Genomic DNA, 21,673 nt, shown 5'->3' on the forward strand with positions numbered 1-21,673 from the left:
GGCCGTGGTGCTGGGGTGTTCGGGCTGACCCGGCTGGTGTTGGCGTGTGTCGGCTGGAGGTGCCTTGGCGCTGAGGAATTCGCACTCGTTCTCGGGATCCGCGCTTGCTATTGGTCCCTAGACAGTGCGGATCCCGAAACATGGTGTGCCTGCTGACTTCAGCGGTTCTAAGCCGCGGCCTGACGCGGCGGATGTGGGTGTACGTCGGCTGGAAGTAGCTGCAGTGCTGGTGAGTTCGGCCGCACGGGCTGATGGAGGCGTGGCTGCGGGGCGTTGCGGGTGCTGGCGAGGGGGACCTGGACCGGCCGGTGTTTGGCGAAATACTCGGTGGTCCGACGCTCCGGTGGCTCCCTCGCCCAATCATGAGCGACGCTGCCATCATGTCCCGTTCGGAGGTGGTCATCGTGTCGTGGGGGACATCGTGGCGTCGAATTGCGGGTGAGGCCGCCGTCATGCCCCGTTCACGGGTGGTCATTGTGTGGAGGGGGACATGATGGCGCTGAATTGGGCCGTTGCGCTTGGTGCGGGGTGATCGTTCGATGGGGTGCCGTGGGTTCGTGTGGTCCGGGTGGTCGACGTCGGCGACGGTTGCGCTACAGACCCGGCGCGGTGGACACGAGATGCCGGTGGGGACGAGATGCTGTTCAGACAGGCCGACCTTGCTCGGTCCCATGGCCTACCTGGGGTGGGAATGGCGCGCAGCCGGGAGTGCGCGCCCGTGTGCGGCCGACGAGTGTCGGCGTAGTTCTGGTGCTGGAGTCGGGTCAGTCGACGCTGTCGTCGGTAGGAGAACACTTCGTCAGAAACTGATACCGGTTCTAGTTTGGTTCGGCGACGGGCAGGGTTATGGTGGTGCGCATGAATGCTTGGGTGTTGCGGGCCATCGTGCTCGGCGCGCTGGTCGTTTTCCTGCGTGCCGCGCTCGGGTTCGCGATGGTGAACTGGCCGACCCACGGGGTGTGGATGCGGATGTTCGGCCTGTTTCTGCTCGTCGCGGTCGTTCTGTACTGGGGATTGCTGGACGGGCGCAAGGACCGGTCGGCCGAGCCCGATCCCGAACGCGGCACCGACCTCACCCTGCTCTGGCTGAAAGCCGCAGTGGCGGGCGGTGTCGGCAGCGGGCTCGGCGCATGGCTCCTCGACTGGCTGCCCAAGTTCGACCTCGGCGACAACGGCCTCCTCTTCGAACTCACCGCAGGCTCCGCATTCATCGTCCTGCTCATCTTCATCCCCGCCCTCATCGGCGTCGGCCTCGGCCGCATCCTCGCGGACCGCGCCAACAACAAGCAGCCCACCCCCGCACCCACCCCGGTCTGACCCGGCGAGCCCCACTTTCAGCCGACCTCACGGCGGTTTTGTGGCTCGCTGATCACGCTCGAGCAGAGGTTCGAGGCAAACAGAACGGCGCACCCCGTGGGAGTGCGCCGTTTCTGCTGTGCGCGTGCGGGTTACAGGAGGATGCCGGTGCTCGGGGTGCCTTCGCGGGCGATGGCGGAGTAGGCGGCGGCGAGGAGGGTGGGGTCGGGGCCTTCCAGGCGGCCGGGCTTGGCCAGGCCGTCGAGGACGACGAAGCGCAGGACGCCGGAGCGGGTTTTCTTGTCGGTTTGCATGGTGTCGAGGAGCTGGGGGAGGGCGTCGGCGTCGTAGGTGGTCGGCAGGCCGACGCTTTCCAGGACGGCGCGGTGGCGGTCGGCGGTGGCGTCGTCGAGACGGCCTGCGAGGCGGCCGAGTTCGGCGGCGAAGACCAGGCCGACCGAAACAGCGGCGCCATGACGCCAGCGGTAGCGCTCGCGGCGCTCGATCGCGTGGCCGAGGGTGTGGCCGTAGTTGAGGATCTCGCGGAGGCTGGCCTCCTTGAGGTCGGCGGCGACCACGTCGGCCTTCACCTGGATCGCGCGCCGGATCAGCTCGGGCAGCACGTCGCGGGTTGGGTCGAGCGCGGCTTCGGGGTCGCGCTCCACCAGGTCGAGGATCACCGGGTCGGCGATGAAACCGGCCTTGATGATCTCAGCCATGCCCGCCACGATCTCGTTGCGCGGCACGGTCTCCAGGGTGGCCAGGTCGACGAGCACGGCGGCGGGTTCGTGGAAGCAGCCGACCAGGTTCTTGCCGGCTTCGGTGTTGATGCCGGTCTTGCCGCCGACGGCCGCGTCGACCATGGCCAGCAGCGTGGTGGGCACGTGCACGATCTGCACGCCGCGCATCCAGGTGGCGGCCACGAAGCCGGCCAGATCGGTTGCGGCGCCGCCACCGAGGCTCACCACGACATCGTTGCGGGTCAGGCCGATCCGCCCGAGCACCTCCCAGCAGAAGCCCGCGACGGCGAGTTCCTTGCCTGCCTCGGCGTCCGGGATCTCGATGCGGTGGGCATCGATGCCGGTGTCGGCCAACGCCTTGCGCACCGCCTCGGCGGTCTCGGCGAGCGGCGGCTGATGGAAGATCGCCACCGATCGCACGCCTTTCGTCGCGCCGTTGACCGCCTCGACGAGCTCACCGAGCAGCCCACGGCCGATGATCACCGGATACGGGTCCGCGGTACGAACTTCGAGACGATTCGGCTCACTCACGTCTGCTGCTCCGATTCTGTTGATGCTTCCTGGTGTTTGCGCGCGCGAACGCGAGCCCGCCGCGCCCTGGCGCGTCTGGCCCGCCCGCTCGACGACGTGCCTTGGCCGGAATCTTCCGTGCCGTTCGACGGTGCTGTCGCGTCGGTTTCAGCCGCGGCAGCCGACCGGCGAGCGCGCCAGCCTCTCCCGGACGAGCCGGAAGATTTCGGCGCCACGGTCTCAGTGGCGGCCGGGCCGTTCGCAACCGAGCTGGTCGCTGCAGACTCTGCGGTCGCCGGGGCGTCCGCAACCGACGTCGTCGCCGACTCGCCACCACCTCGCCGCGTGCGCCAGCTCCGCCCCGCGTTCGCAACGGATTTCTCCGGCGCAGCGGACGCCTCCTGCTCGCCGGATCCCTCTGCGGCCTCCCGCGCGGCGGCTGCCCTGCGCGCGGCAGCACGCGCACGTGCGCGGCGCCGGGCCCGAGATCGACTGCTGCCCTGCGGCGTTGCGGCGCCTTCGGCGGTGATCGGTGGAGTCGTGGTGTCGGTGAGCTCCGGACAGTCGGCATCCGCACCGGTGTCCGGCGTGACCGGCTCGAAACCGAGTTTGGCGAGCACCATCTTGACGACGCGCCCCGGGCTGCGGCCGTCGGTGCGCACCCGGACGGTGGCGACCTCGCGGTAGAGCGGGCGCCGCTTGCGCATCAGCTCGCGGTACTTGGCGGCGGGGTCGGCACCGTTGAGCAGCGGTCGGTTGGTGCTCGCCCCGGTGCGGCGGAGTCCTTCGCCGACACTGATTTCCAGGTAGACGACGGTGCGGTTGCGCAGCAGCGCCCTGGTGTCCTCGGACAGCACGGCGCCGCCGCCGAGTGAGACGACGCCGCGTTCGGCGAGGATGGCGCGGCGCACCACCCGCTCCTCGATCCGGCGGAACTCGGGTTCGCCGTCGGTGGCGAAGATCTCCGGAATGGTGCGCCCGGTCTCGCGTTCGATGCCCGCGTCGGTGTCGTACAGCTCGACGCCGAGTTCCTTGGCGAGCTTGCGGCCGATCGTCGTTTTCCCCGCGCCCGGCGGTCCGACCAGCACCACGCGCGGCGCGCGCGGATCGGTCTGCACGATCATGGCGTGCTGGTGTCAGCGGGCGCGTTGTGCGGGCGGGCGCTGATCCGCTTGACGTAGCTGGTGATGTTCTCCAGGGTCTCGCCGAGCGAGTCGCCGCCGAACTTCTCCAGCGCGGCCTGCGCGACGACCAGCGCGACCATGGACTCCGCGACGACGCCGGCTGCGGGCACGGCGCACACGTCCGAGCGCTGGTGGATGGCGACGGCTTCCTCGCCGGTGGTCATGTCGACGGTGGCCAGGGCGCGCGGCACGGTGGAGATCGGCTTCATCGCGGCGCGCACGCGCAGTGCTTCGCCGTTGGTCATGCCGCCCTCCAGGCCGCCGGCCCGGTTGGTCGAGCGCAGCACGCCGTCGCTGCCGGGCCGCATCTCGTCGTGCGCCTGGCTGCCGCGCCTGCGCGCGGTCTCGAAACCGTCGCCGACCTCGACGCCCTTGATGGCCTGGATGCCCATGAGTGCGGCGGCGAGCCGCGAATCGAGACGGTTCTCGCCACTGGTGAACGAGCCCAGTCCGACCGGCAGACCCTCGACGACCACCTCGACGACGCCACCGAGGGTGTCACCGTCCTTCTTGGCCGCCTCGATCTCGGCGATCATCGCGGCCTCGGCGTCCTTGTCGAACGCGCGCACCGGGCTCTCGTCGATGGCGGCGAGGTCGGCGGCGGCCGGGATGACACCCGTGGTGTTCTGGGCGGTGCCGATCGAGACGACGTGCGAGATCACCTCGACGCCGAACGCCTGCCGCAGGAAGTTCCGCGCCACGGTGCCCGCCGCGACGCGCGCCGCGGTTTCCCGGGCACTGGCGCGTTCCAGCACGTTGCGTGCGTCGTCGAAGTCGTACTTGAGCATGCCGGAGTAGTCGGCGTGGCCGGGGCGTGGCCGGGTGAGCGGGGCATTGCGGGCCAGTTCGGCGAGCTCGTCCGGGTCGACCGGGTCGGCGGACATGACCGTCGTCCACTTGGGCCACTCGGAGTTGGCGATCTCGATGGCGACCGGTCCGCCCATGGTGCGGCCGTGCCGGACACCGCCGACGACGGTCACCTTGTCGGCCTCGAACTTCATCCTGGCGCCGCGGCCGTACCCGAGCCTGCGGCGCGCCAACTGCGCGGAGATCTCGTCGGACGTGACCTCGACACCGGCCACCATCCCCTCGAGGATGGTGACGAGAGCGGGACCGTGGGATTCTCCGGCAGTTATCCAGCGCAACACGTGCTCCATCTTCCCATGTCGGCGCGCCCGCTCCGGCACGCGGCCCGCAGTGATGACGGGCACGTTCGGCGCACCCACCGTCCCCGCACCCGGTGAGGCGCTGTCGCATCGGCCCGAACCCCCGATGCCCGACGCCGCAATCCGCCGACGCCTTGCCCGTCGCCCGACGCACCTTGCGGTACTCGCGGGCGGCCGTCGCCCGGCCGCAATGCGGTTCAGCCCGGGATTGGCAGAAGCAATGCCTGCCGCTGTCCGCATCATCCGGCACTCGCGGTGGCCAGCGCACACACTGTGGCTATACACATAGCAGGCCCGTGCGGTACCGCGATTCGGCCGGGCCTGTTGCACTTGCCCGTGGCGACCAATTCGGCGCGCGGCGGCGCATTCGAAGGGCTCGGTGGAATCCGACTAAGGCGTGTTCGCGCTCGCTTCCACACCCCGTGCCGGTCATGAGCATCAGGCGCCGATCGACCGGCGGGATCGCGGGTTCGGCGGGAGAAATTGATGGGACCACGAATCCGGCACAAGACAACCACGGCAATCCCCGCGCACGCCGTGAGCAACGGCGCGGCCACCGCCGCCTGAACCCACACGTCCCCACCACCGAGCGCCGCCGCCGCACCCAACCCGACGGCAAGCTTCACATCTCCGGCACCGAACGCCGCGGGTAGCGCCAGATGCACCAGCAGATACGGCACCGCGAGCAGCACGGCACCCAGTAATGCGGCTGTGCATTGATCTGTGGACAAGGCATAACCGAACACCGTGACCGCACCCCATCCGGTCAGCGAATTCGGCAATCTCCGCCGCCGAAAATCGATGACGCTCAACACAACACACCACGCGAGGAGGGCGGCGAAGGCAACATTCGGCATGCCGTCCACTCTCGTCCGATCGCGGCGCGTGACAACCCCGCTCGACCCGAATGTGGATAGCTTTCCGACATGTGGACAACGATCGATCCCCATGCCGCCCGGTTCGTAAAACGGCGAGTACCAACGGCATCCGCGATCGCAAGCATGATCTTCCGCACGAGGTCAGCGCACTCGCGGCAGCCCGAGCACGTGTTGTATGCGGGCGATACGGCGTGTCGGCGGTAGCTTTGAACCATGTGTGCTGATCACGTGGGCCAGACGCCCGACTACGCCGCGCGGCGTGGCGCGCTGCGGAGCCTGCTGGTGGAGAACGGAGTCGACGCTCTGCTGGTCACCGATCTGGTGAACCTCAGATACCTGACGGGGTTCACCGGATCCAACGCGGCGCTGCTCGTGCACTCCTGGGACATGCGCAATGCTGAAGAGCGCACGGTGATCGGCACCGACGGCCGCTATCGCACCCAGGTCGCCGAGCAGGTTCCGGATCTCCGCGCCGAGATCGCCAGGGCGACCGCCCGCCGGATCCTCGAGCTGGCCGGGGAGTGGCAGCTCGGCCGGGTCGGCTACGAGAGCCACATCGTCACCGTCGAGCAACATCGCGGCTTCGTCGAGCAACGCACCGGCCTGGATTTCGTCCCCACACCCGGCCTGGTCGAGCAGCTGCGCATGGTGAAGGACGCCTACGAGGTGGCCCAGCTCCGGGCGGCCTGCGCGGTGGGCGACGCCGGGCTCGCCACGCTGCTGGAACGCGGCCTGCTGCGCCCCGGCCGCACCGAACGACAGGTCGCCAGGGACCTGGAGTGGGCCATGTACGAGCACGGCGCCGACGCGGTGTCGTTCGAGACCATCGTCGCGACCGGGGTGAATTCGGCTGTCCCGCATCATCGGCCGACCGAGGCGGTGCTGGCCGCCGGTGATTTCGTCAAACTCGACTTCGGCGCCACGGTCGGCGGCTACCACTCGGACATGACCCGCACCTTCGTGCTCGGCACCCCCAGCGACTGGCAACGCGAGGTGTATGAGCTGGTCGCAGCCTCGCAGCGGGCCGGGCGAGAGGCACTGCGACCCGGCGTCAAGGTCGCCGACGTGGACGCGGCGTCGCGCGCGGTGATCGAGGCGGCCGGACACGGCAAGCTGTTCGTGCACGGCCTCGGGCACGGGGTGGGATTGCAGATCCACGAAGCGCCGGGCATCGCGAAAAACGGAACCGGTACACTTCTTGCTGGCGTGGCGGTGACCGTCGAACCCGGTGTGTACTTTCCCGGCCGCGGCGGGGTCCGGATCGAGGACACGCTCGTGGTGCGCGAAGGGGGCCCGGAGTTGCTCACCAACACCAGCAAAGATCTGACCGTCGTCGATTGACGTCGGTCGACCACCATGTTGTTTACGAATTAGGAGATCCGAGGACAGTGGCGGACACCAGCGACTTCAAGAACGGCCTTGTGCTGAAGATCGACGGTCAGCTCCAGCAGATCGTCGAATTCCAGCACGTCAAGCCGGGCAAGGGTCCCGCGTTCGTGCGGACCAAGCTGAAGAACGTGCTGTCCGGCAAGGTCGTCGACAAGACCTTCAACGCGGGCGTCAAGGTGGAGACCGCGACGGTCGACCGCCGCGACATGACCTACCTGTACCACGACGGTTCGGACTTCGTCTTCATGGACGGCGACACCTTCGACCAGATCTCCATCGCCGAGGCGACCATCGGCCCCGGCGCGCGCTTCCTGCTGGAGAACATGACCGTGCAGGTCGCCACGCACGAGGGCGCGCCGCTGTACGTCGAGCTCCCGGTCACCGTCGAGCTCGAGGTCCAGCACACCGACATCGGCCTGCAGGGCGACCGCTCCACCGGCGGCACCAAGCCCGCCACGCTGGAGACCGGCGCCGAGGTTCAGGTCCCGCTGTTCATCAACACCGGCGACAAGCTGCGCATCGACTCGCGTGATGGCAGCTACCTCGGCCGAGTCAACGCCTGATCGCCCCCCGCGGTGGGAGCGTCAGGCCCGGAGGCGGTAGCGAAGCGTAACCACGCAGGGCCCGCTCCGACCGCCATAGATACAGCGACTGGGATAATGGTGACTGTGGCTGAACAGCCGTTAGACAAAAAGTCGTTCAAGAAGCTCGGCACGCGGCACAAAGCCCGCCGCCGGGCCGTGGATCTGCTCTTCGAGGCAGAGGCACGCGACGTCGACCCGGCCGACCTGCTCGACGAGCGGGTCGAGCTGGCCGCCCGCGACCAGGGGGTCGCGCCGGTGCACGCCTACACGCACACGCTGGTCGAGGGCGTCGCCGACGACCTCGATCGGGTGGACGGCACCATCGAGTCCTACCTGAAGGACTGGGAGCTGTCCCGGCTGCCCGCCGTCGACCGCGCCATTCTGCGGATCGCGGTGTGGGAGTTGTTCCACGCCAACGATGTTCCGCCGGTCGTCGCGGTGGACGAGGCGGTGGAGCTGGCCAAGGAGCTGTCCACCGACGACTCCCCGTCGTTCGTGAACGGCGTGCTCGGCCAGGTCGTGCTGATCGCGCCGCAGGTGCGGGCCGCGGCCGCCGCCACCCGCGCGCCGCGCCCCGAGGCCGAGGCGTGAAGAAGTACCTGATCCTGGCGATGCGCACACCGCGCTTCGACCCGGCCGTGATCGAGCCGCACAAGCTCTTCCTGAAGCAGCTGAGCGAGCGCGGTCAGCTGGTGGAGAGCGCCCGCTTCACCGACGGCACCGGTGGGGCATACTTCATTACCGCCGAAAACCTCGACGCCGCAACGGAACTCGCGTTCGCCGACCCGGTGCACACCACCGGCTCCTCGACCGTGACCGTTCACGAGTGGGAACCCACCACCCCCAACTAACGCCCAGCCGCACACCTTCTGACTGAGCGCATAGGGGATCGCATTCCCTATGCGGGACATCGGAAAGCGTGCGGCTGTCGCTTTGTGCGCGCTGACCGACGCGTGACCCTTGCGCTCCCGCCGGGGGTGTACGGGACCGGCGGGAGCGGGATGCCGAGGCATCCGGGCCTGCTGCCGCCGAGTGCTCGGCGACCGGTTCCCATCCTGTTTCCTCAACTGCACTCGAGGTCAAGGGGGCCGGATGTGGGCTGGAGCACGCTGCGTCGGCAGGGAAGCCTTGTGCCTGCGCACTTGTGAGCCTGCCGAGTGTTGGCGCGCACTACTTCCGCTTTCTTTCGCGGCGGGTCGACGGCTGCCTCTATCCTGGGGGGAATAGAGGGGAGGGCCGCATGGGGCGGTTGCTGATCTGGTTGCGTAACAACGTCGACGGTGTGGTCGCGTTGGTGCTCGCCGTGGTGGTCGGCCTGCTCGCAGTCCTCGACGTGATCAGCGTGGACAACGTCAACGCGGCGGTGCTCCTGGTACTCGCGTTGCTGGCGACCACCCTGCTGCGCGATCGGCACCTGTCGGCTCAGGCTGTGCGCGACGCGAATTCGGTGCAGCTGCTCTACGGTCCGGAGATCGGGCACGCGCACACGCTCGCCCGGCGCGGCACCGAGCAGTGGATCTTCAAGGGCGGCACCGGAACCTACATCCGCGCGGTGACGCTGCGCGAGTGCGTGGAGAACGCCCGGCGCGAACAACGCCCGCTGCGTGTGCAATTGGAGATTCTCGACCCGACCAACGAAGCGCTGTGCAAGACCTACGCCCAGTTCCGTTCGTCGTTGTCGCCCGAGGCCGACCGCACCGGCGAGTCGTGGACCACCGAGCGCACCCGCAAGGAAGCCTTCGCCACCGTGCTGGCCGCCTGCTGGTACCGGCAGCGGTTCACCTTCCTGACCATCGACGTCGGCTTGTCGACGGTGATGACGACGTTCCGCTGGGATCTGTCGTCCAGCTGCGTGATCGTCACCCAGGACAATCCGAACACGCCCGCGCTGATGTTCGAGCGGGACAAACCGTATTACCGCGATTTCAACCGCGAGCTGGTCGCCAGCTTCAAGCAGACCCGGCAGGTCGCGCTGAGCCGTAGCGAGGAACTGCCGCTGTCCGACGAGCCGACCGTCGACCAGGTCCGCAGCCTGTTCCAGCTGCTCTCGCTGGAACTCCCGGCCGCTTTCACCGATCGCGACGTCGCCGACATCGTGCGTCGCGCGCTCCAGCCGAGGAACCCGTATTAGTGAACGAATATGCCCGCGTCCGCACGTTGATCGGTTCCGATGCCACCGGCGCCGCGGTGCGCCGCTGGGCCCGCGACGTGCTCGCGGGTGTCGTCGACGGTAGCTCGGAGCTGACCGCGGTCCGGCATCCGTTGGGGTTCTTGTGTTTTCCCGCGTGGCGCGGCGGCGGTCTCGGTATCTGCGTGCACGTCTGGACCGAGGGGGTGCGCGACGACTCGACCACCTCGAAGGTGCACGCGCACAGCTGGGATCTGCTCAGCACCGTGCTGTACGGCACCGTCGGCAACGAGATCATCGAGATAGACAGCGCGCCGGCCCGTCCGACGCATCGCCTGTTCGAGATCCAGAGCACCGCGGACGGCGACCTGGTGCGGGCGACGCAGCGGCTGGTCAGCTACCGGACCCGCTCCCGCGAATACTTCCACTCGGGCGAGGTATACACCCTTCCGAACGGTGCGTTCCACGTGTCCGATGTGCACGGCGAGGCGGCGACGGTGGTGCTCGGCGAGGACAATCGCGACCGGCCGGACCTGTCGCTCGGTACGATCGCCACCAGCGACCACTGGGTGCACCGCACGCTGTGCACCCCCACCGAGACCCGGCGCGCCGCGCACACCGTGCTGGCCCACCTGCGGGATCAGCCGCTACCGAAGCAACTGGAGAACCGATGCGAGCGGGCAACGTAATGAACCAGGTACTCCCGGACACCTTGCTCGATATCGCGGCCGAGGTGGCCGTCACGGCGGCGGTCGAGGCGGGCCACGCGATCCGGGCCGGGCTGCTGGGCGCGCTGACCGTGCACACCAAGGACGCGACCGGCGACGTGGTCACCGACCTGGATCTGCGCGCGGAGCAGATCATCCTGGGCCATCTGCGGCGCGTCTTCCCGGACCATCGCATCCTCGCCGAGGAGTCCGGCGTCCTCGGCAGCACCGACGACACCTGGTGCTGGGTCGTCGACCCGCTGGACGGCACCAACAACATCACCATCGGCCTACCGGTCTGCACGGTCGGTATCGCGCTGTGCCACAACGGGACACCGGTCCTCGGCGTGGTGCACGAGCCGATCGCCGACCACACCTGGACCGCCGTCCGCGGCCGCGGCGCCTTCGGCCCGAACGGCCCGCTGTGGCATCCGGCGCGCCGTCCCGCGGCCGCCCCGGTGCTCGCGTGGCTCCAGGGTTACCCGGTGACTCGCGCCGACCCGACCGCCCGCGCCCTGCGCCTCACCCTGGAGTCGGCGTCCCGCCGCCTGATCCAACTCTGGTCCCCGCTGCTGTGCTGGGTCATGTTGAGCAACGGTGACATCGACGGTTTCGTCGGCTACCGCGCGGGCCTCGTCGACCTCCCCGCCGGCGCCCTGCTCGCCCGCGAATCCGGCATGCACCTCACCGACTTCGACGGCACCACCCTCGACGAGCGCCTCGAATTACCCGTCGGCGAAGTGGATTTCATCGCAGGCAGCGCCGAGATGATCCCCGAACTGACGCTGCTGGTGAAGTCCGCGGCAGAGGTCACCGTCACCGGTCTACCCGACTAGCCGAAGACGAGCAGGGCCGCGACAGCGCCGGTGGTGCCGACAACGGCGAGCCCGAGTCCGGTCAGCACGAAGCGCAGCATGGGGACTCGAACGTTGTGTGTGCGGCAGAATTCCAGGCAGAGCAGCGTTGCCAGCGAGGCCCAGGGGGTGACGATCGGGCCGATGTTGGTGCCGATGAGCAAGGCCAGCAGTTGATTGTGGTTCTCCGGCGGTACGACCGCTTCGCCCGCGGTGTAGGCGGGGAGATTGTTGGCGATGTTCGACAGCGTCGCGCCCGCGCCCGCCGCGCGGAAGGCACCGGCCGCGCCCGAGTCGGACCCGATCAACGTGTGCATCAGATCGGATAGGCCGAGGCGGCCGAGGGTGGGTACCACCAGGAATAGCCCGACGACGAAAACCAGTAGCCGCCAAGGGAACAGCGCCCAGCGCAGCGACGGGCGGTCGAAGACGGCGAAGGCGAGCACCGCGATGGCGGCGGCGATGGTCGCGGCGATGCCGATGCGATGGCCGACGAACGGGATAGCGAAGATGAACAGCAGGCAGGCACCCGCCGTGGTGTACATCAACACCCGTTCCTTCGCATTCTGCGGCCGGATCGGCTCGGGCGGCAGGTAGCGGTCGTTGTCGCGGCGTCCGCGCCGCCAGTACCACACCCAGAGGCACAGCATCGTCGCCGCCAGCGAAACCAGCTGGGGCGCCCACATTTTCGCGGCGAACTCGGTCGCCGTGAGCGCGACCCGGTCGGCGGCGAGCAGATTGGTCAGGTTGGAGACCGGCAGCAGCAGGCTGGCCGTGTTGGCGAGCCAGATGGTGGTGATGGCCAGCGGGAGCGGCGGGATGCGGGCCGGCGCGGCGAGCGCGAGCATGACCGGGGTGATCAGGACGGCCGTCGTATCGAGGTTCAACAGCGTTGTGGTGGCGGAGGCGAACAGCACGCACAGCACGAACAACGCCGGATAGTAGCCCCGCCCGAGAATGGCCAGCCGGTGCGCGATCACGTCGAACACCTTGGCCTGACGGGTGAGTTCGGCCAGCACGATCACGCTGCCGAGGAACAGCAGCAGCGGGCCGATCCGGCGCATGTTGTCGGCGGCCTCGTCGCGCGGCAACAGCCCAGTGAGCACGCACAGCAGCCCGGCGAGCAGCAGCCCGATCCGGACCCAGTCCAGCACGCTCAAACCCCAGTGCAGGCGTTCGGCCGCCGCCGCGGCGCTCGCCGGAGGGTTCCGTTCGGAGGAGTCGACCTGTTCGGGCACAACTGCCATGCTATTGGCCTGGGCCATACTGGGTGCGTGACACAGCAGGGTGGGCGGGCACGGGACTTCTTCATCAGCTATTCCCCGGCGGACGAACGATGGGCCACGTGGCTGGCTTGGCAGTTGGAGAGCGCGGGATATCGCACCCTGATCCAGGCCTGGGACTTCGTGCCCGGCACCAACTTCATCGACTTCATGGACCGCGGCGTGCGCGACTCGACCGTCGTGCTCGCGGTGCTCTCCGAGAACTACCTCCAATCGCGTTACGGGACAATGGAATGGCAAGCCGCGTTCCGGACAGACCCCGGCAAGCTGCTGCCGATCCGCGTCGCCGACTGCGCGCTGGAGGGGCTGCTCGCCACCATCACCTACATCGACCTGGTGGGTGTGCCGACCGACGAGGAAGCCCGCCGCATCCTGCTGGAGCGGGTGCGGCACCTGCTCGCGGGCCGGGGCAAACCGCACATCGAACCTCGCTTCCCGAACGAACTCGGTGTCGGCGCGCTACCGGACCGCTACGGCGAAGAGGACCCGGCAGGCACCGTCGAGTCCCCGATGAGCAGGCGTACTCCCGTTGCGGCCCCGGCCTTTCCGGGTGGCAAGCACCGGGACGAGCACCGTTCCGGAGTCAGCGTGCTGCACGTGGCCGGTCCCCGCTTCGGCCGTGGCCTGTTCGCCGCCGACGAGCCGAGCACCGCCCGCGAACTCCAGTCGCGCATCTACGCGAACGTCACCCAGCTGGTCGGTCAGGGCGTGCCGAAACCCGACCTGATCGTCGTGACCGGCGATGTCACCGAATCCGGTCGCCCGCGCGAGGTGGACGAGGCCCTCACCTTCCTGACCGGGTTGCGCGTGCTGCTCGGACTCGAACCCGACCGGCTGATCGTGGTACCGGGCAATCACGATGTCTCCAAGGTGGCGTGTCACGCCTACTTCCTGAATTGCGAAGCGCGCGATCGTAAACCGCAGCCGCCGTACTTCCCGAAGCTCGAGCAGTACGCGCGGTTGTTCGCCGAGTTGTACCAGGGTCTGGACCATCTGGTGTTCGACGTCGGCCAGCCGTGGACGCTGTTCCCGATCCCCGAATTGCGGGTGGTGGTCGCAGGTTTGAACTCGACCATGGCGGCGACACACCTGCCCGACGACGACTATGGGAGCATCGGCGAACCCCAGGCCGCCTGGTTCGCCGAGCGCCTGCGGCAGTTCGAGGAGAGCGGCTGGCTCCGCCTCGGCGTGGTCCGGCACGACCCGCTGCCCGGCCCGGCCGCGTCGCCCCGCGATCCCGCGCTGCTGCGCGACGCGGACACCCTGTCGCGGCTGCTCGGCGGCCGGCTGAACCTGCTGCTGCACGGCCCGGGTCCCGGTGGGCCGCACCTGGATCGGCTGGACGGCAGGCTGCCCGTCATTCCCGGGGCCGCGGCCGGCCGTGATGAGATCATCCAGCTGACCCACGAGGGCCTCGCCCGTTTCTCCGCGACCGCAAAGGATCCCGCGGAACCCACCGCACGCCTGGCCGAGCCGTGGACGAATGCTGTTGCGGCACTGGCCTCGGACGCACCGGCCGAACTCACCGGTCCGGACGAGCTCACCGAGCCCGCCGCCCTGGAGGCGCCCGCCGTGCTCGACCCGCACGGGCGGCTGCTGGAACGGGTGGTCGAGGTGTGCGAAACCCGGTATCCGGAGGCCAAGATCCGCCGCGTCGAGACCGATCCGCCGCACCTGCTGCTCACCCATCAGCGCGACGAGGTCACCGCGCAGTGGCGCGTCGGCGTGCACGTCGGCGACATGACCAGGCGGGTGGTCGAGGAATTCCTGGGCCACGACCCGGAATACGGCTCCGAACTCGTCTATCGCGGTGCGCCGCCGCCGCGTTCGCTGCGCGACGAAGCCGCCAGCCATGGTCTGCGGGTACGCAGCTTCACCGAATTCCAGGGCCTGCTCGACCTGGACGAGTACCTGGCCAAGCAGGTGGAGCGGTTGCGCACCGACCGCCGCTACCCGCCGGATCTCTATGTGCCGCAACGTTTCCGGCTGCTGGAGCACGGCGAACAGCCGGTGCACGACGACCTGGTCGCCGAACTGCTGCGCCTGGTCGCCGTCGACCACGGCCGATTCGTCCTGGTGCTCGGCGACTTCGGCCGCGGCAAGACCTTCGCGCTGCACGAGGTGGCCCGCCGCATCACCGAGACGATGCCCGCGCTGATCCCGATCCTGATCGACCTGCGCACCCTCGACAAAACGCATTCGGTGGACGCGCTGGTCGCCGCGCACCTGGCCAACCACGGCGAGGACCGGATCGACCTGAAAGCGTTGCGTTACATGCTCCGTGAGGGCCGGGTGGTGCTGCTGTTCGACGGCTTCGACGAACTCGTCACCCGGATCAGCTACGAGTTCGCCGCGGACCATCTGGAGACGCTGCTGCAAGCCGCGGTCGGCAAGGCGAAGATCATTGTGGCCAGTCGCACTCAGCATTTCGAGTCCCGCGCGCAGGTGCTGACCGCGCTGGGGGAGCGGGTCGGGCTGCTCCAGGATCGGCAGATCCTCAGCATCGAGGAGTTCGCGCCCGCGCAGGTGCACGCCTTCCTCACCAACCGCTACGGCGGCGACGTGCCGCGCGCCGACGCCAGGATGCGGCTGATCACCGGCATCCAGGACCTGCTCGGCCTGGCCCAGAACCCGCGCATGCTCAGCTTCATCGCCGATCTGGACGAGCGGCGGTTGCGGGCCGCGGCGGGCGCCCAGCAGACCGTCGGCGCGGCCGGGCTGTATCGGGAGATCCTCGAATCCTGGTTGTCCTACGAGGCCGATCGCACCGCCGCGACGGCGGGCTCGCTGCCCGGTCTCGGCCTGCACGAATTGTGGCTCGCCGTCACCGAATTCGCGTTGCGCATCTGGGAGACCGGCGAGCCGTACCTGCGGCTGGCCGAATTGACCGAGGTGGCACAGCATCTGGTGGAGATGACCGGCGCGAACCGGATGTCGGTGCAGCAGTCCACGCACGCCATCGGGTCCGGCAGCCTGCTGGTGCGGACCGAGGACAACCTGTTCGGCTTCATCCACTCGTCGGTGCCGGAATGGCTGGTGGCCAACCACATCGCCGAACAGTTCGCCGCTGGTGTCGCCGCACCGCCGCAGCTCGCGCACGCGCCGCTGTCCCAGCTGTCCATCGACTTCCTGTGCGACCTGGCCGATATCCGGTCCGCGCGCACCTGGGCCGACGGCGTGCTCGACGACCCGGCCGCCGACGAGGTCTCCCGGACCAACGCGATCCGGCTGACCACCCGGCTGCGCACCGCGCCCACCGCCGACCTGCGCGGCGCGGTGCTGGCCGGTGAGGATTTGTCCTATCGCGACATGCAGCAGGTCGATCTGACCGGCGCGGATCTGTCCGGCGCCCGGCTGGTCGGGGTGAACCTGGACCGGGCGATCCTGCGTGGTGCCCGGCTGGTCGGTGCCCGCCTGGACGAGGCGAGTCTGGTCGGCGCCGACCTCACCGACGCCGATCTCACCAGGGCGCGGCTGGCCCGCGCGGATCTGACCGGGTCGCGCGCACCGGGTAGTCGCTGGAACCGCGCGGCACTGCTCGATGTCGTCGGCACGCCGGCGGGCACCGATCTGCGCGGCGCCGCCCTGGTGCCCGGCTCGGAGGCCAGGACCGAATTCGCCCCTGCATCGATCGGTGTCCGGCACGGATTCCATGCCAGGCACGGCCGGTTGCCGCAGCCGGTCGCCTACAGCCCGGACGGCGGCACCCTGGCCATCGGCAGCGATGACGGCGGCGTGCTGATCTGCGACTCGGAGACCGGGCTGCCGCTGCGCACGTTGCAGGGGCATCGCAATCGCTCGTTCGCGGTCGCCTACACCGACACCGTGCTGATCAGCGGGTCCAGCGACGGCACCGTCGGGCTCTGGGACGTGACGACCGGCGAGCTGCGCCGAATCCTGCACGGCCACAGCCAATGGCCGTGGCCGGTCATGCTGAGCCGCGCGGGTGACCTGCTGGCCACCGGCGATGCCGAGGGCATGCTGCGGCTGTGGTCGCTACCCGGCGGTGACCTGCGGCACGAATGCGTTCCCGCAGACGGCAGCCGAGAGTTGATCTACAGCTTGGCTTTTCACGACGGCGTGGTCGCCGCCGCGTATCGCGACGGTGTGGTGCGGCTGTGGGATGCCGAAACCGGTCGGGAGCGCGGCAAGTTCGTCGGCGCTCCGGGTTCGGTGTTCCGGGTCGCGTTCAATCCAGCGGGTGATCTGCTCGCGGTCGGCGATGTCCGCGGCCTGGTCGCGCTCTGGGATCCGGTGCGCTGCACCTTGGTTCGTGAGCTGCCCGGCCACACCGGACGGGTGTACACGCTGGCCTTCCATCCCCGGTTGCCGCTGCTGGCCAGCGGGGATACCGATGGGGGACTGCGCCTCTGGGATGTCGAGACCGGTCAGGTGCGGCACGCGCCGTCCGACCACAACGCGGCCATCTACTGGGTGGTCTTCGATCCGACCGGCGACCTGCTGGCCGCCGGTGACAGCGCGGGTCTGCTCACGCTGCGCGACAGCGCGACCGCCGAACTGCGGCACCGGATCACCGCGCACACCGGCTCGATCTGGCCGTTCGCCTTCCGGCCGGACGGCGGGCAGCTCGCGGTCACCGACGACCAATTCACCACGCGGCTCTGGGATCCCGTGACGGGCGGCTCCAGGCACGTGCTCACCGGGCACGGCAGGCAGGTCCGGTCGGTGACGTTCAACGCGGACGGCACGCTGCTCGCGGCAGGCGGCAACGACGGCGTGGTGCGGCTGTGGGATCCGGTGACGGCCAAGCAGATCCGGCGTCTGGTCGGCAGCGAGGACCGGCTGATCACCTTCGAAACGGCGCTGTTCAGTCCGGTGCAGCCGCAGCAGCTCGCGGTGGTCGGCAACGACGGGCGGTTGAGCCTGCTCAATCTCGACACCGGTCTGTTCCAGCGGCACATCAATGTCGAGGCCGCGCCGGTCTGGGCGATCGCCTTCGATCCCACCGATCAGTACGTGGCCACCGCGAACGACGACGACACGGTGATCATCTGGTCGCGGACCACCGGCGCGCTGCACATGGTGTGCTCGCAGCACCACGGACGGGTGCGGTCCATCGCCTTCGACGCCGAGGGCGCCACCATGGCCACCGGCTGCGACGATGCTGTGGTGCGGCTGTGGGACGTCGAATCCGGCAGGCTGCTGCGCGAACTGCACGGGCACCGCGATCGGGTGTATGCCGTAGTCCTGCACGGTGACCGCGTGGCGAGCGTTTCCTGGGACAAGACGGTGCGCATCTGGGATGCCGACTCCGGGGCCTGCCTGCACGAGCTCACCCGGCACACCGGCCGCGTGTGGGCGGCGGCGGTCGACCCGCAGAGCGGCATCCTGGCCACCGGCGGCGAAGATCTGGTGGTTCGCCTGTGGGACATGGCAACCGGGCGGCACCTGCACACCATGGAGGGGCACAAGCGGCAGGTGTGGTCGCTGGCCTTCCACCCGTCCGGGCGGCTGCTGGCCAGTGGTGGCGACGACGGCAACACGATTCTGTGGACCGTGCCGGGCGGCGACTATCCGGACCCGGAGACGGCGCCGACCATTCGCGCGGAACTGCTCGGACTGTCCGAGGGGTGGGCGGCGCTCGCCCCCGACGGGCGGTACAAGTTCGAGGGCAATACCGCGGGTCAGTTCTGGCATGTGATCGGCATGGCGCGGTTCGAATCCGGGGAGCTGGATCCTTATCTGCCCGAGGTCGGGCAGATACCGCTGGACGCGCCGTTCTGAGCTAGGCGACGCCGCGCGCCAGATTGTCCCCGGCGCCGCGCAGGAACGGATTGCTGTCGCGCAGCGCCTTTTCGATGATCACCTGGACGTCGGCGTCGTCGTAGTCGTCGGGAATGTCCAGGCCGAGGACCTCGAACAGCGTCCGTACCTCCGCGACGGTCGGTTCCTGATCGAGCGGAACCCGGGGCGCCAGTTCGATGGGTACGCGACGGCATTCGTGGAAGCTGGTCTGCAACTCGGTGCGCCACGAGTCGTAGTAGGGCTGGCCGCGTTGCACGATCATCGCCGGAAAGCGCGGCCCGCGTTGGGTGACGATCAGATAGCGCGAGGACATATCCCAGCGAAACATCGACACGCTCGAGGTGAGCGCGATCTCGATATCGAGGAATTGGCGCAGCCGCTGTTTATACCAGCAGACGGCGAGAATCGTTGCGTACAACTCGATTTGGGTGCCTTTGGCGGTCCAGGTGAGCGCGTCGTCGTTCGCGCCTTCGGCCAGCGTTCGATACAGCGCCGCATAGCGGTGGCAGACATCGAGATCGGTGGGATCGAGGATCTCGATGCGCGCGTGGAAATCCCGGCCGTCGTGATGGGCCTGCTTGAGGCAGTCGGGCAGCGTCACCACGCGTGTGTGCGCGCCGGTGCCACCTTTGAACGTCCAGCGTTCGGTGCCTTGCCGTGCCTTGGCAAGTGCCTCCGAGACCTCGGCGCCGACGGCGAAGCGGACGGCGGCCAGGTCGTCGAGTGTGCGCTGGGTTCGTTCCAGCACGCCCTCGACGGGTGTCAGGGTGGCGACCCGCTCATGCAGTTCGCGCAAAGTGCCCGCGACCTCGGTGATCGTCTGCCGGATTTCCGCGTTCACCGATTCCTGGCGCCACCGGTCCCGGAGCATCGCATAGGCGACCACACCGAGCGTGAGCGGAATGACCTTGCTGACCAGATCGGTGGGAATCACGTCGACGAGGCCTAATACGCTCATGGTCACGGCTAGCGCCACCGCGACCACGCTTTCCGCATTGGATTTGATCCACTCGAGATCGGTTCGCAGCTGCGCTGAAAAACGCCCCATCTGCGCTCTCTTTCCACCCCGCGGGCCCCGACAGACGACCTCAGAGTAATCGTCTGCCAGTCGCTATGCCCGGCGATTCGCCCAGCGGCACAACGGATAACCCGACAGACCAGTCCCGTTCCGCCCCGCGCACCCCGGGCGGCTCCGACACAGAGATAGAATTAGTGTTGCATCATCGCAACAGTGAGGAGATCGGACATGGCCGACACGAACGGAACGGCAGCGGCCGCGCTGGCGGCACTCCGCGCTCATCGCTGCACCCCCGAGCAGGCCTCGGCGTTGTTCGACAGCCTGCCCGCGGTGTCGTTCGACGAGATCACTACCGGACGCTGGCAAGGTGACGAGCTGGACACCGGGCATCCGTTCGCCGGTGTGCTGGTCGCGTCGGGGTGGTACGGCAAGCAGTTCGACGACGCGGATACCGTGCATCCGCTGCTGTTCGCCGCCGACGGCGTGGTGTTTCCGGTGGATCCGCGGCGGGTGCCGCTCGGTCTGGCGGGACGCGTGCCGATGGCGGGCGTGCGGGCCGGGAAGAAAATGCTCGGCTACCTACGGTTCGCCTTCCAAACGCACCGGCCGACAGCGCGTTTGCGGAATGTGGAGTATCGCGGCGTGCTCAGTGCGGCGATGATCTACGACCACCTGCCGATCATCGATCACTTCCGGCGGGTCGACGCGCACACGCTGCTCGGTGTGATGGATATGCGCGGTTTGGCCGAACCGTACTTCTTCATCCTGTGGCAGGAATCCACCTCCTGAACCGGGACGACCGAGTTTCGATCCGCGACAGCGCATCTCGGCCCGGCGCGCAGCCACAGGCAGTAGCATTTCCAGCACAGGCGATACCTTGCGGCACCGACCGAGGAGGGACAGTCGATGGAGCACACGACCTGCCTGGTGGTCGGCGGGGGACCGGCCGGGATGATCCTCGGATTGCTGCTCGCGCGGGCCGGCGTAGAGGTGACGGTGCTGGAGAAGCACAAGGATTTTCTGCGTGACTTCCGCGGCGATACCGTGCATCCCACCACCCTCGACCTGCTCGACGAGCTCGGGCTCGGTGCGGAATTCGCGAAACTGCCGTCGCGCAAGCTGGAACAGATACAGCTGGCCACCGCCTCCGGGTTGCAGACGTTCGCCTCGCTGCGGGATCTGCCCGGCAAGCACAAGTACATCGCCATGGTGCCGCAGTGGGACCTGCTCGACCTGCTGGCGCGCGCCGCCCAGCAGGAGCCGACCTTCCGGCTGCGGATGAATACCGAAGCGACCGAGCTGATCTGGTCGGACGGCAAGGTCGCCGGCGTCGGTTATCGGACCACCGACGGCGGCACCGGCGAGATCCGCGCGGACCTCACCGTTGCCTGCGACGGGCGCGGTTCGGTGCTGCGCGGCGCCGCCGGCCTGCCGTCCCGGAATTGGCCGACGCCGATGGACGTGTGGTGGTTCCGCTTGCCGCGCACCGAGATCGACCCCGCCGGCGCGGTACCGATCGTCACCGCGCACCGCGCCGCGGTCCTGCTCGACCGCGGCGATTACTGGCAGTGCGCCACCCTCATCGCCAAGGGCACCGACGCGGTGGCGCGACGGGGGCCGGTCGAGGAGATCATGCGCACCATGGCCGACGCGGTGCCCTGGTTGAAAGATCGGGTCGACGCGCTCACCAGCTGGGACGAGGTGAAGCTGCTCGACGTCCAGCTCGACCGCCTGACCACCTGGTACAGCGGGGGACTGCTGTTCATCGGCGACGCCGCGCACGCCATGTCCCCGGTCGGTGGCGTCGGCATCAACCTGGCCGTCCAGGACGCCGTCGCGGCCGCGAGAATCCTTGCCGCGCCGCTGCTCTCGAAATCCGTGAGCACCCGCGACCTGGCCAAGGTGCAGCGTCGACGCACCCTGCCGACCGTGGTAACTCAAGGCATGCAACGGATTCTGCATGCCCGGGTGCTCCGTCCGGCGCTCCAGGGCGGCATCAATATCGCCAACGCCCCGCAAGCCCCACTGCCGGTCCGCGTGCTGCGCCGAATCCCCGTGGTGCGCAGCATCCCACCATTCCTGATAGCCCGCGGCGTTCTCCCGGAGCACGCCCCAGCCTTCGCCCGCCGCGCCCCCAGCTGACCTCCCGCGCAGGTCTCCGCCGAGCGGT

General features: G+C 68.8%; 16 protein-coding genes and 1 pseudogene. 11 read left to right on the forward strand and 6 right to left on the reverse strand.

What is annotated here, in order from left to right; genetic code table 11:
• The first annotated feature begins 858 nt into the window (after positions 1-858).
• On the forward strand, positions 859-1,317 hold the full coding sequence (locus NN4_RS32505) for a B-4DMT family transporter (protein ID WP_246181201.1): 459 nt from the start codon (positions 859-861) through the stop codon (positions 1,315-1,317).
• Positions 1,318-1,448: 131 nt separating this feature from the next.
• Here the strand turns inward: NN4_RS32505 and aroB are convergent, their stop codons facing one another.
• From aroB to NN4_RS32525, 4 genes and pseudogenes are all read right to left on the reverse strand, one after another.
• Entirely contained in the window at positions 1,449-2,567 is a 1,119-nt protein-coding gene (aroB, locus tag NN4_RS32510) for a 3-dehydroquinate synthase (protein ID WP_147139423.1), read from the reverse strand.
• Between the two features lie 584 nt (positions 2,568-3,151).
• Positions 3,152-3,670: pseudogene (locus NN4_RS46375) on the reverse strand (shikimate kinase); the annotation flags it as partial.
• Entirely contained in the window at positions 3,667-4,878 is a 1,212-nt protein-coding gene (gene aroC / locus NN4_RS32520; protein WP_147139473.1) for a chorismate synthase, read from the reverse strand. The pseudogene NN4_RS46375 and the gene aroC, both read right to left, overlap by 4 nt.
• 257 nt (positions 4,879-5,135) lie before the next feature.
• Positions 5,136-5,846: an A24 family peptidase gene (locus NN4_RS32525; RefSeq protein WP_308633342.1), complete on the reverse strand. Its 711-nt coding sequence runs from the start codon at positions 5,844-5,846 to the stop codon at positions 5,136-5,138.
• A gap of 141 nt (positions 5,847-5,987) precedes the next feature.
• On the opposite strand from NN4_RS32525, the gene NN4_RS32535 reads away from it, so the two are divergent.
• The 7 genes from NN4_RS32535 to NN4_RS32565 all read left to right on the forward strand — a co-directional run bounded on the left by NN4_RS32535 (position 5,988) and on the right by NN4_RS32565 (position 11,418).
• The gene (locus NN4_RS32535; protein WP_147139428.1) at positions 5,988-7,115 is read left to right on the forward strand and encodes a M24 family metallopeptidase; all 1,128 of its coding nucleotides are present in this window, start codon (positions 5,988-5,990) and stop codon (positions 7,113-7,115) included.
• Positions 7,116-7,162: 47 nt separating this feature from the next.
• Positions 7,163-7,726, forward strand: a complete 564-nt coding sequence (gene efp / locus NN4_RS32540; protein ID WP_147139430.1) for an elongation factor P — start codon at positions 7,163-7,165, stop codon at positions 7,724-7,726.
• Between the two features lie 105 nt (positions 7,727-7,831).
• Positions 7,832-8,338: a transcription antitermination factor NusB gene (gene nusB / locus NN4_RS32545; protein WP_147139432.1), complete on the forward strand. Its 507-nt coding sequence runs from the start codon at positions 7,832-7,834 to the stop codon at positions 8,336-8,338.
• The gene (locus tag NN4_RS32550) at positions 8,335-8,598 is read left to right on the forward strand and encodes a YciI family protein (protein ID WP_147139434.1); all 264 of its coding nucleotides are present in this window, start codon (positions 8,335-8,337) and stop codon (positions 8,596-8,598) included. Before nusB ends, NN4_RS32550 begins: the two co-directional genes overlap by 4 nt.
• Positions 8,599-8,987: 389 nt before the next feature.
• Positions 8,988-9,878, forward strand: coding sequence for a hypothetical protein (locus NN4_RS32555; RefSeq protein ID WP_135232058.1), 891 nt, complete (start codon positions 8,988-8,990; stop codon positions 9,876-9,878).
• On the forward strand, positions 9,878-10,564 hold the full coding sequence (locus NN4_RS32560) for a hypothetical protein (RefSeq protein ID WP_147139436.1): 687 nt from the start codon (positions 9,878-9,880) through the stop codon (positions 10,562-10,564). The genes NN4_RS32555 and NN4_RS32560 overlap by 1 nt, the downstream gene beginning before the upstream one ends.
• On the forward strand, positions 10,546-11,418 hold the full coding sequence (locus NN4_RS32565) for an inositol monophosphatase family protein (protein WP_246181202.1): 873 nt from the start codon (positions 10,546-10,548) through the stop codon (positions 11,416-11,418). The genes NN4_RS32560 and NN4_RS32565 overlap by 19 nt, the downstream gene beginning before the upstream one ends.
• Here NN4_RS32565 and NN4_RS32570 read toward each other — a convergent pair.
• Entirely contained in the window at positions 11,415-12,683 is a 1,269-nt protein-coding gene (locus NN4_RS32570) for an ArsB/NhaD family transporter (RefSeq protein ID WP_222595211.1), read from the reverse strand. The two genes, NN4_RS32565 and NN4_RS32570, sit on opposite strands and share 4 nt — an antisense overlap.
• Positions 12,684-12,710: 27 nt before the next feature.
• On the opposite strand from NN4_RS32570, the gene NN4_RS32575 reads away from it, so the two are divergent.
• Positions 12,711-18,464 (forward strand): WD40 domain-containing protein, encoded by a 5,754-nt coding sequence (locus NN4_RS32575; protein ID WP_147139439.1) that lies wholly within the window; start codon positions 12,711-12,713, stop codon positions 18,462-18,464.
• A 1-nt stretch (position 18,465) separates the two neighbouring features.
• On the opposite strand, the gene NN4_RS32580 is transcribed toward NN4_RS32575, so the two are convergent.
• The gene (locus NN4_RS32580) at positions 18,466-19,533 is read right to left on the reverse strand and encodes a hypothetical protein (protein WP_147139442.1); all 1,068 of its coding nucleotides are present in this window, start codon (positions 19,531-19,533) and stop codon (positions 18,466-18,468) included.
• Between the two features lie 198 nt (positions 19,534-19,731).
• Between NN4_RS32580 and NN4_RS32585 the strand changes: the two genes are divergently transcribed.
• Positions 19,732-20,292 carry a DUF4334 domain-containing protein gene (locus tag NN4_RS32585; RefSeq protein ID WP_147139444.1) on the forward strand — a complete coding sequence of 187 codons (561 nt, stop codon included), beginning with the start codon at positions 19,732-19,734 and terminating at the stop codon, positions 20,290-20,292.
• Positions 20,293-20,409: 117 nt separating this feature from the next.
• On the forward strand, positions 20,410-21,645 hold the full coding sequence (locus tag NN4_RS32590; RefSeq protein ID WP_147139446.1) for an FAD-dependent oxidoreductase: 1,236 nt from the start codon (positions 20,410-20,412) through the stop codon (positions 21,643-21,645).
• Positions 21,646-21,673 lie beyond the last annotated feature (28 nt).

Origin of the sequence: Nocardia ninae NBRC 108245, from assembly GCF_007990755.1 — a bacterium.
Lineage (GTDB): Bacteria > Actinomycetota > Actinomycetes > Mycobacteriales > Mycobacteriaceae > Nocardia > Nocardia ninae.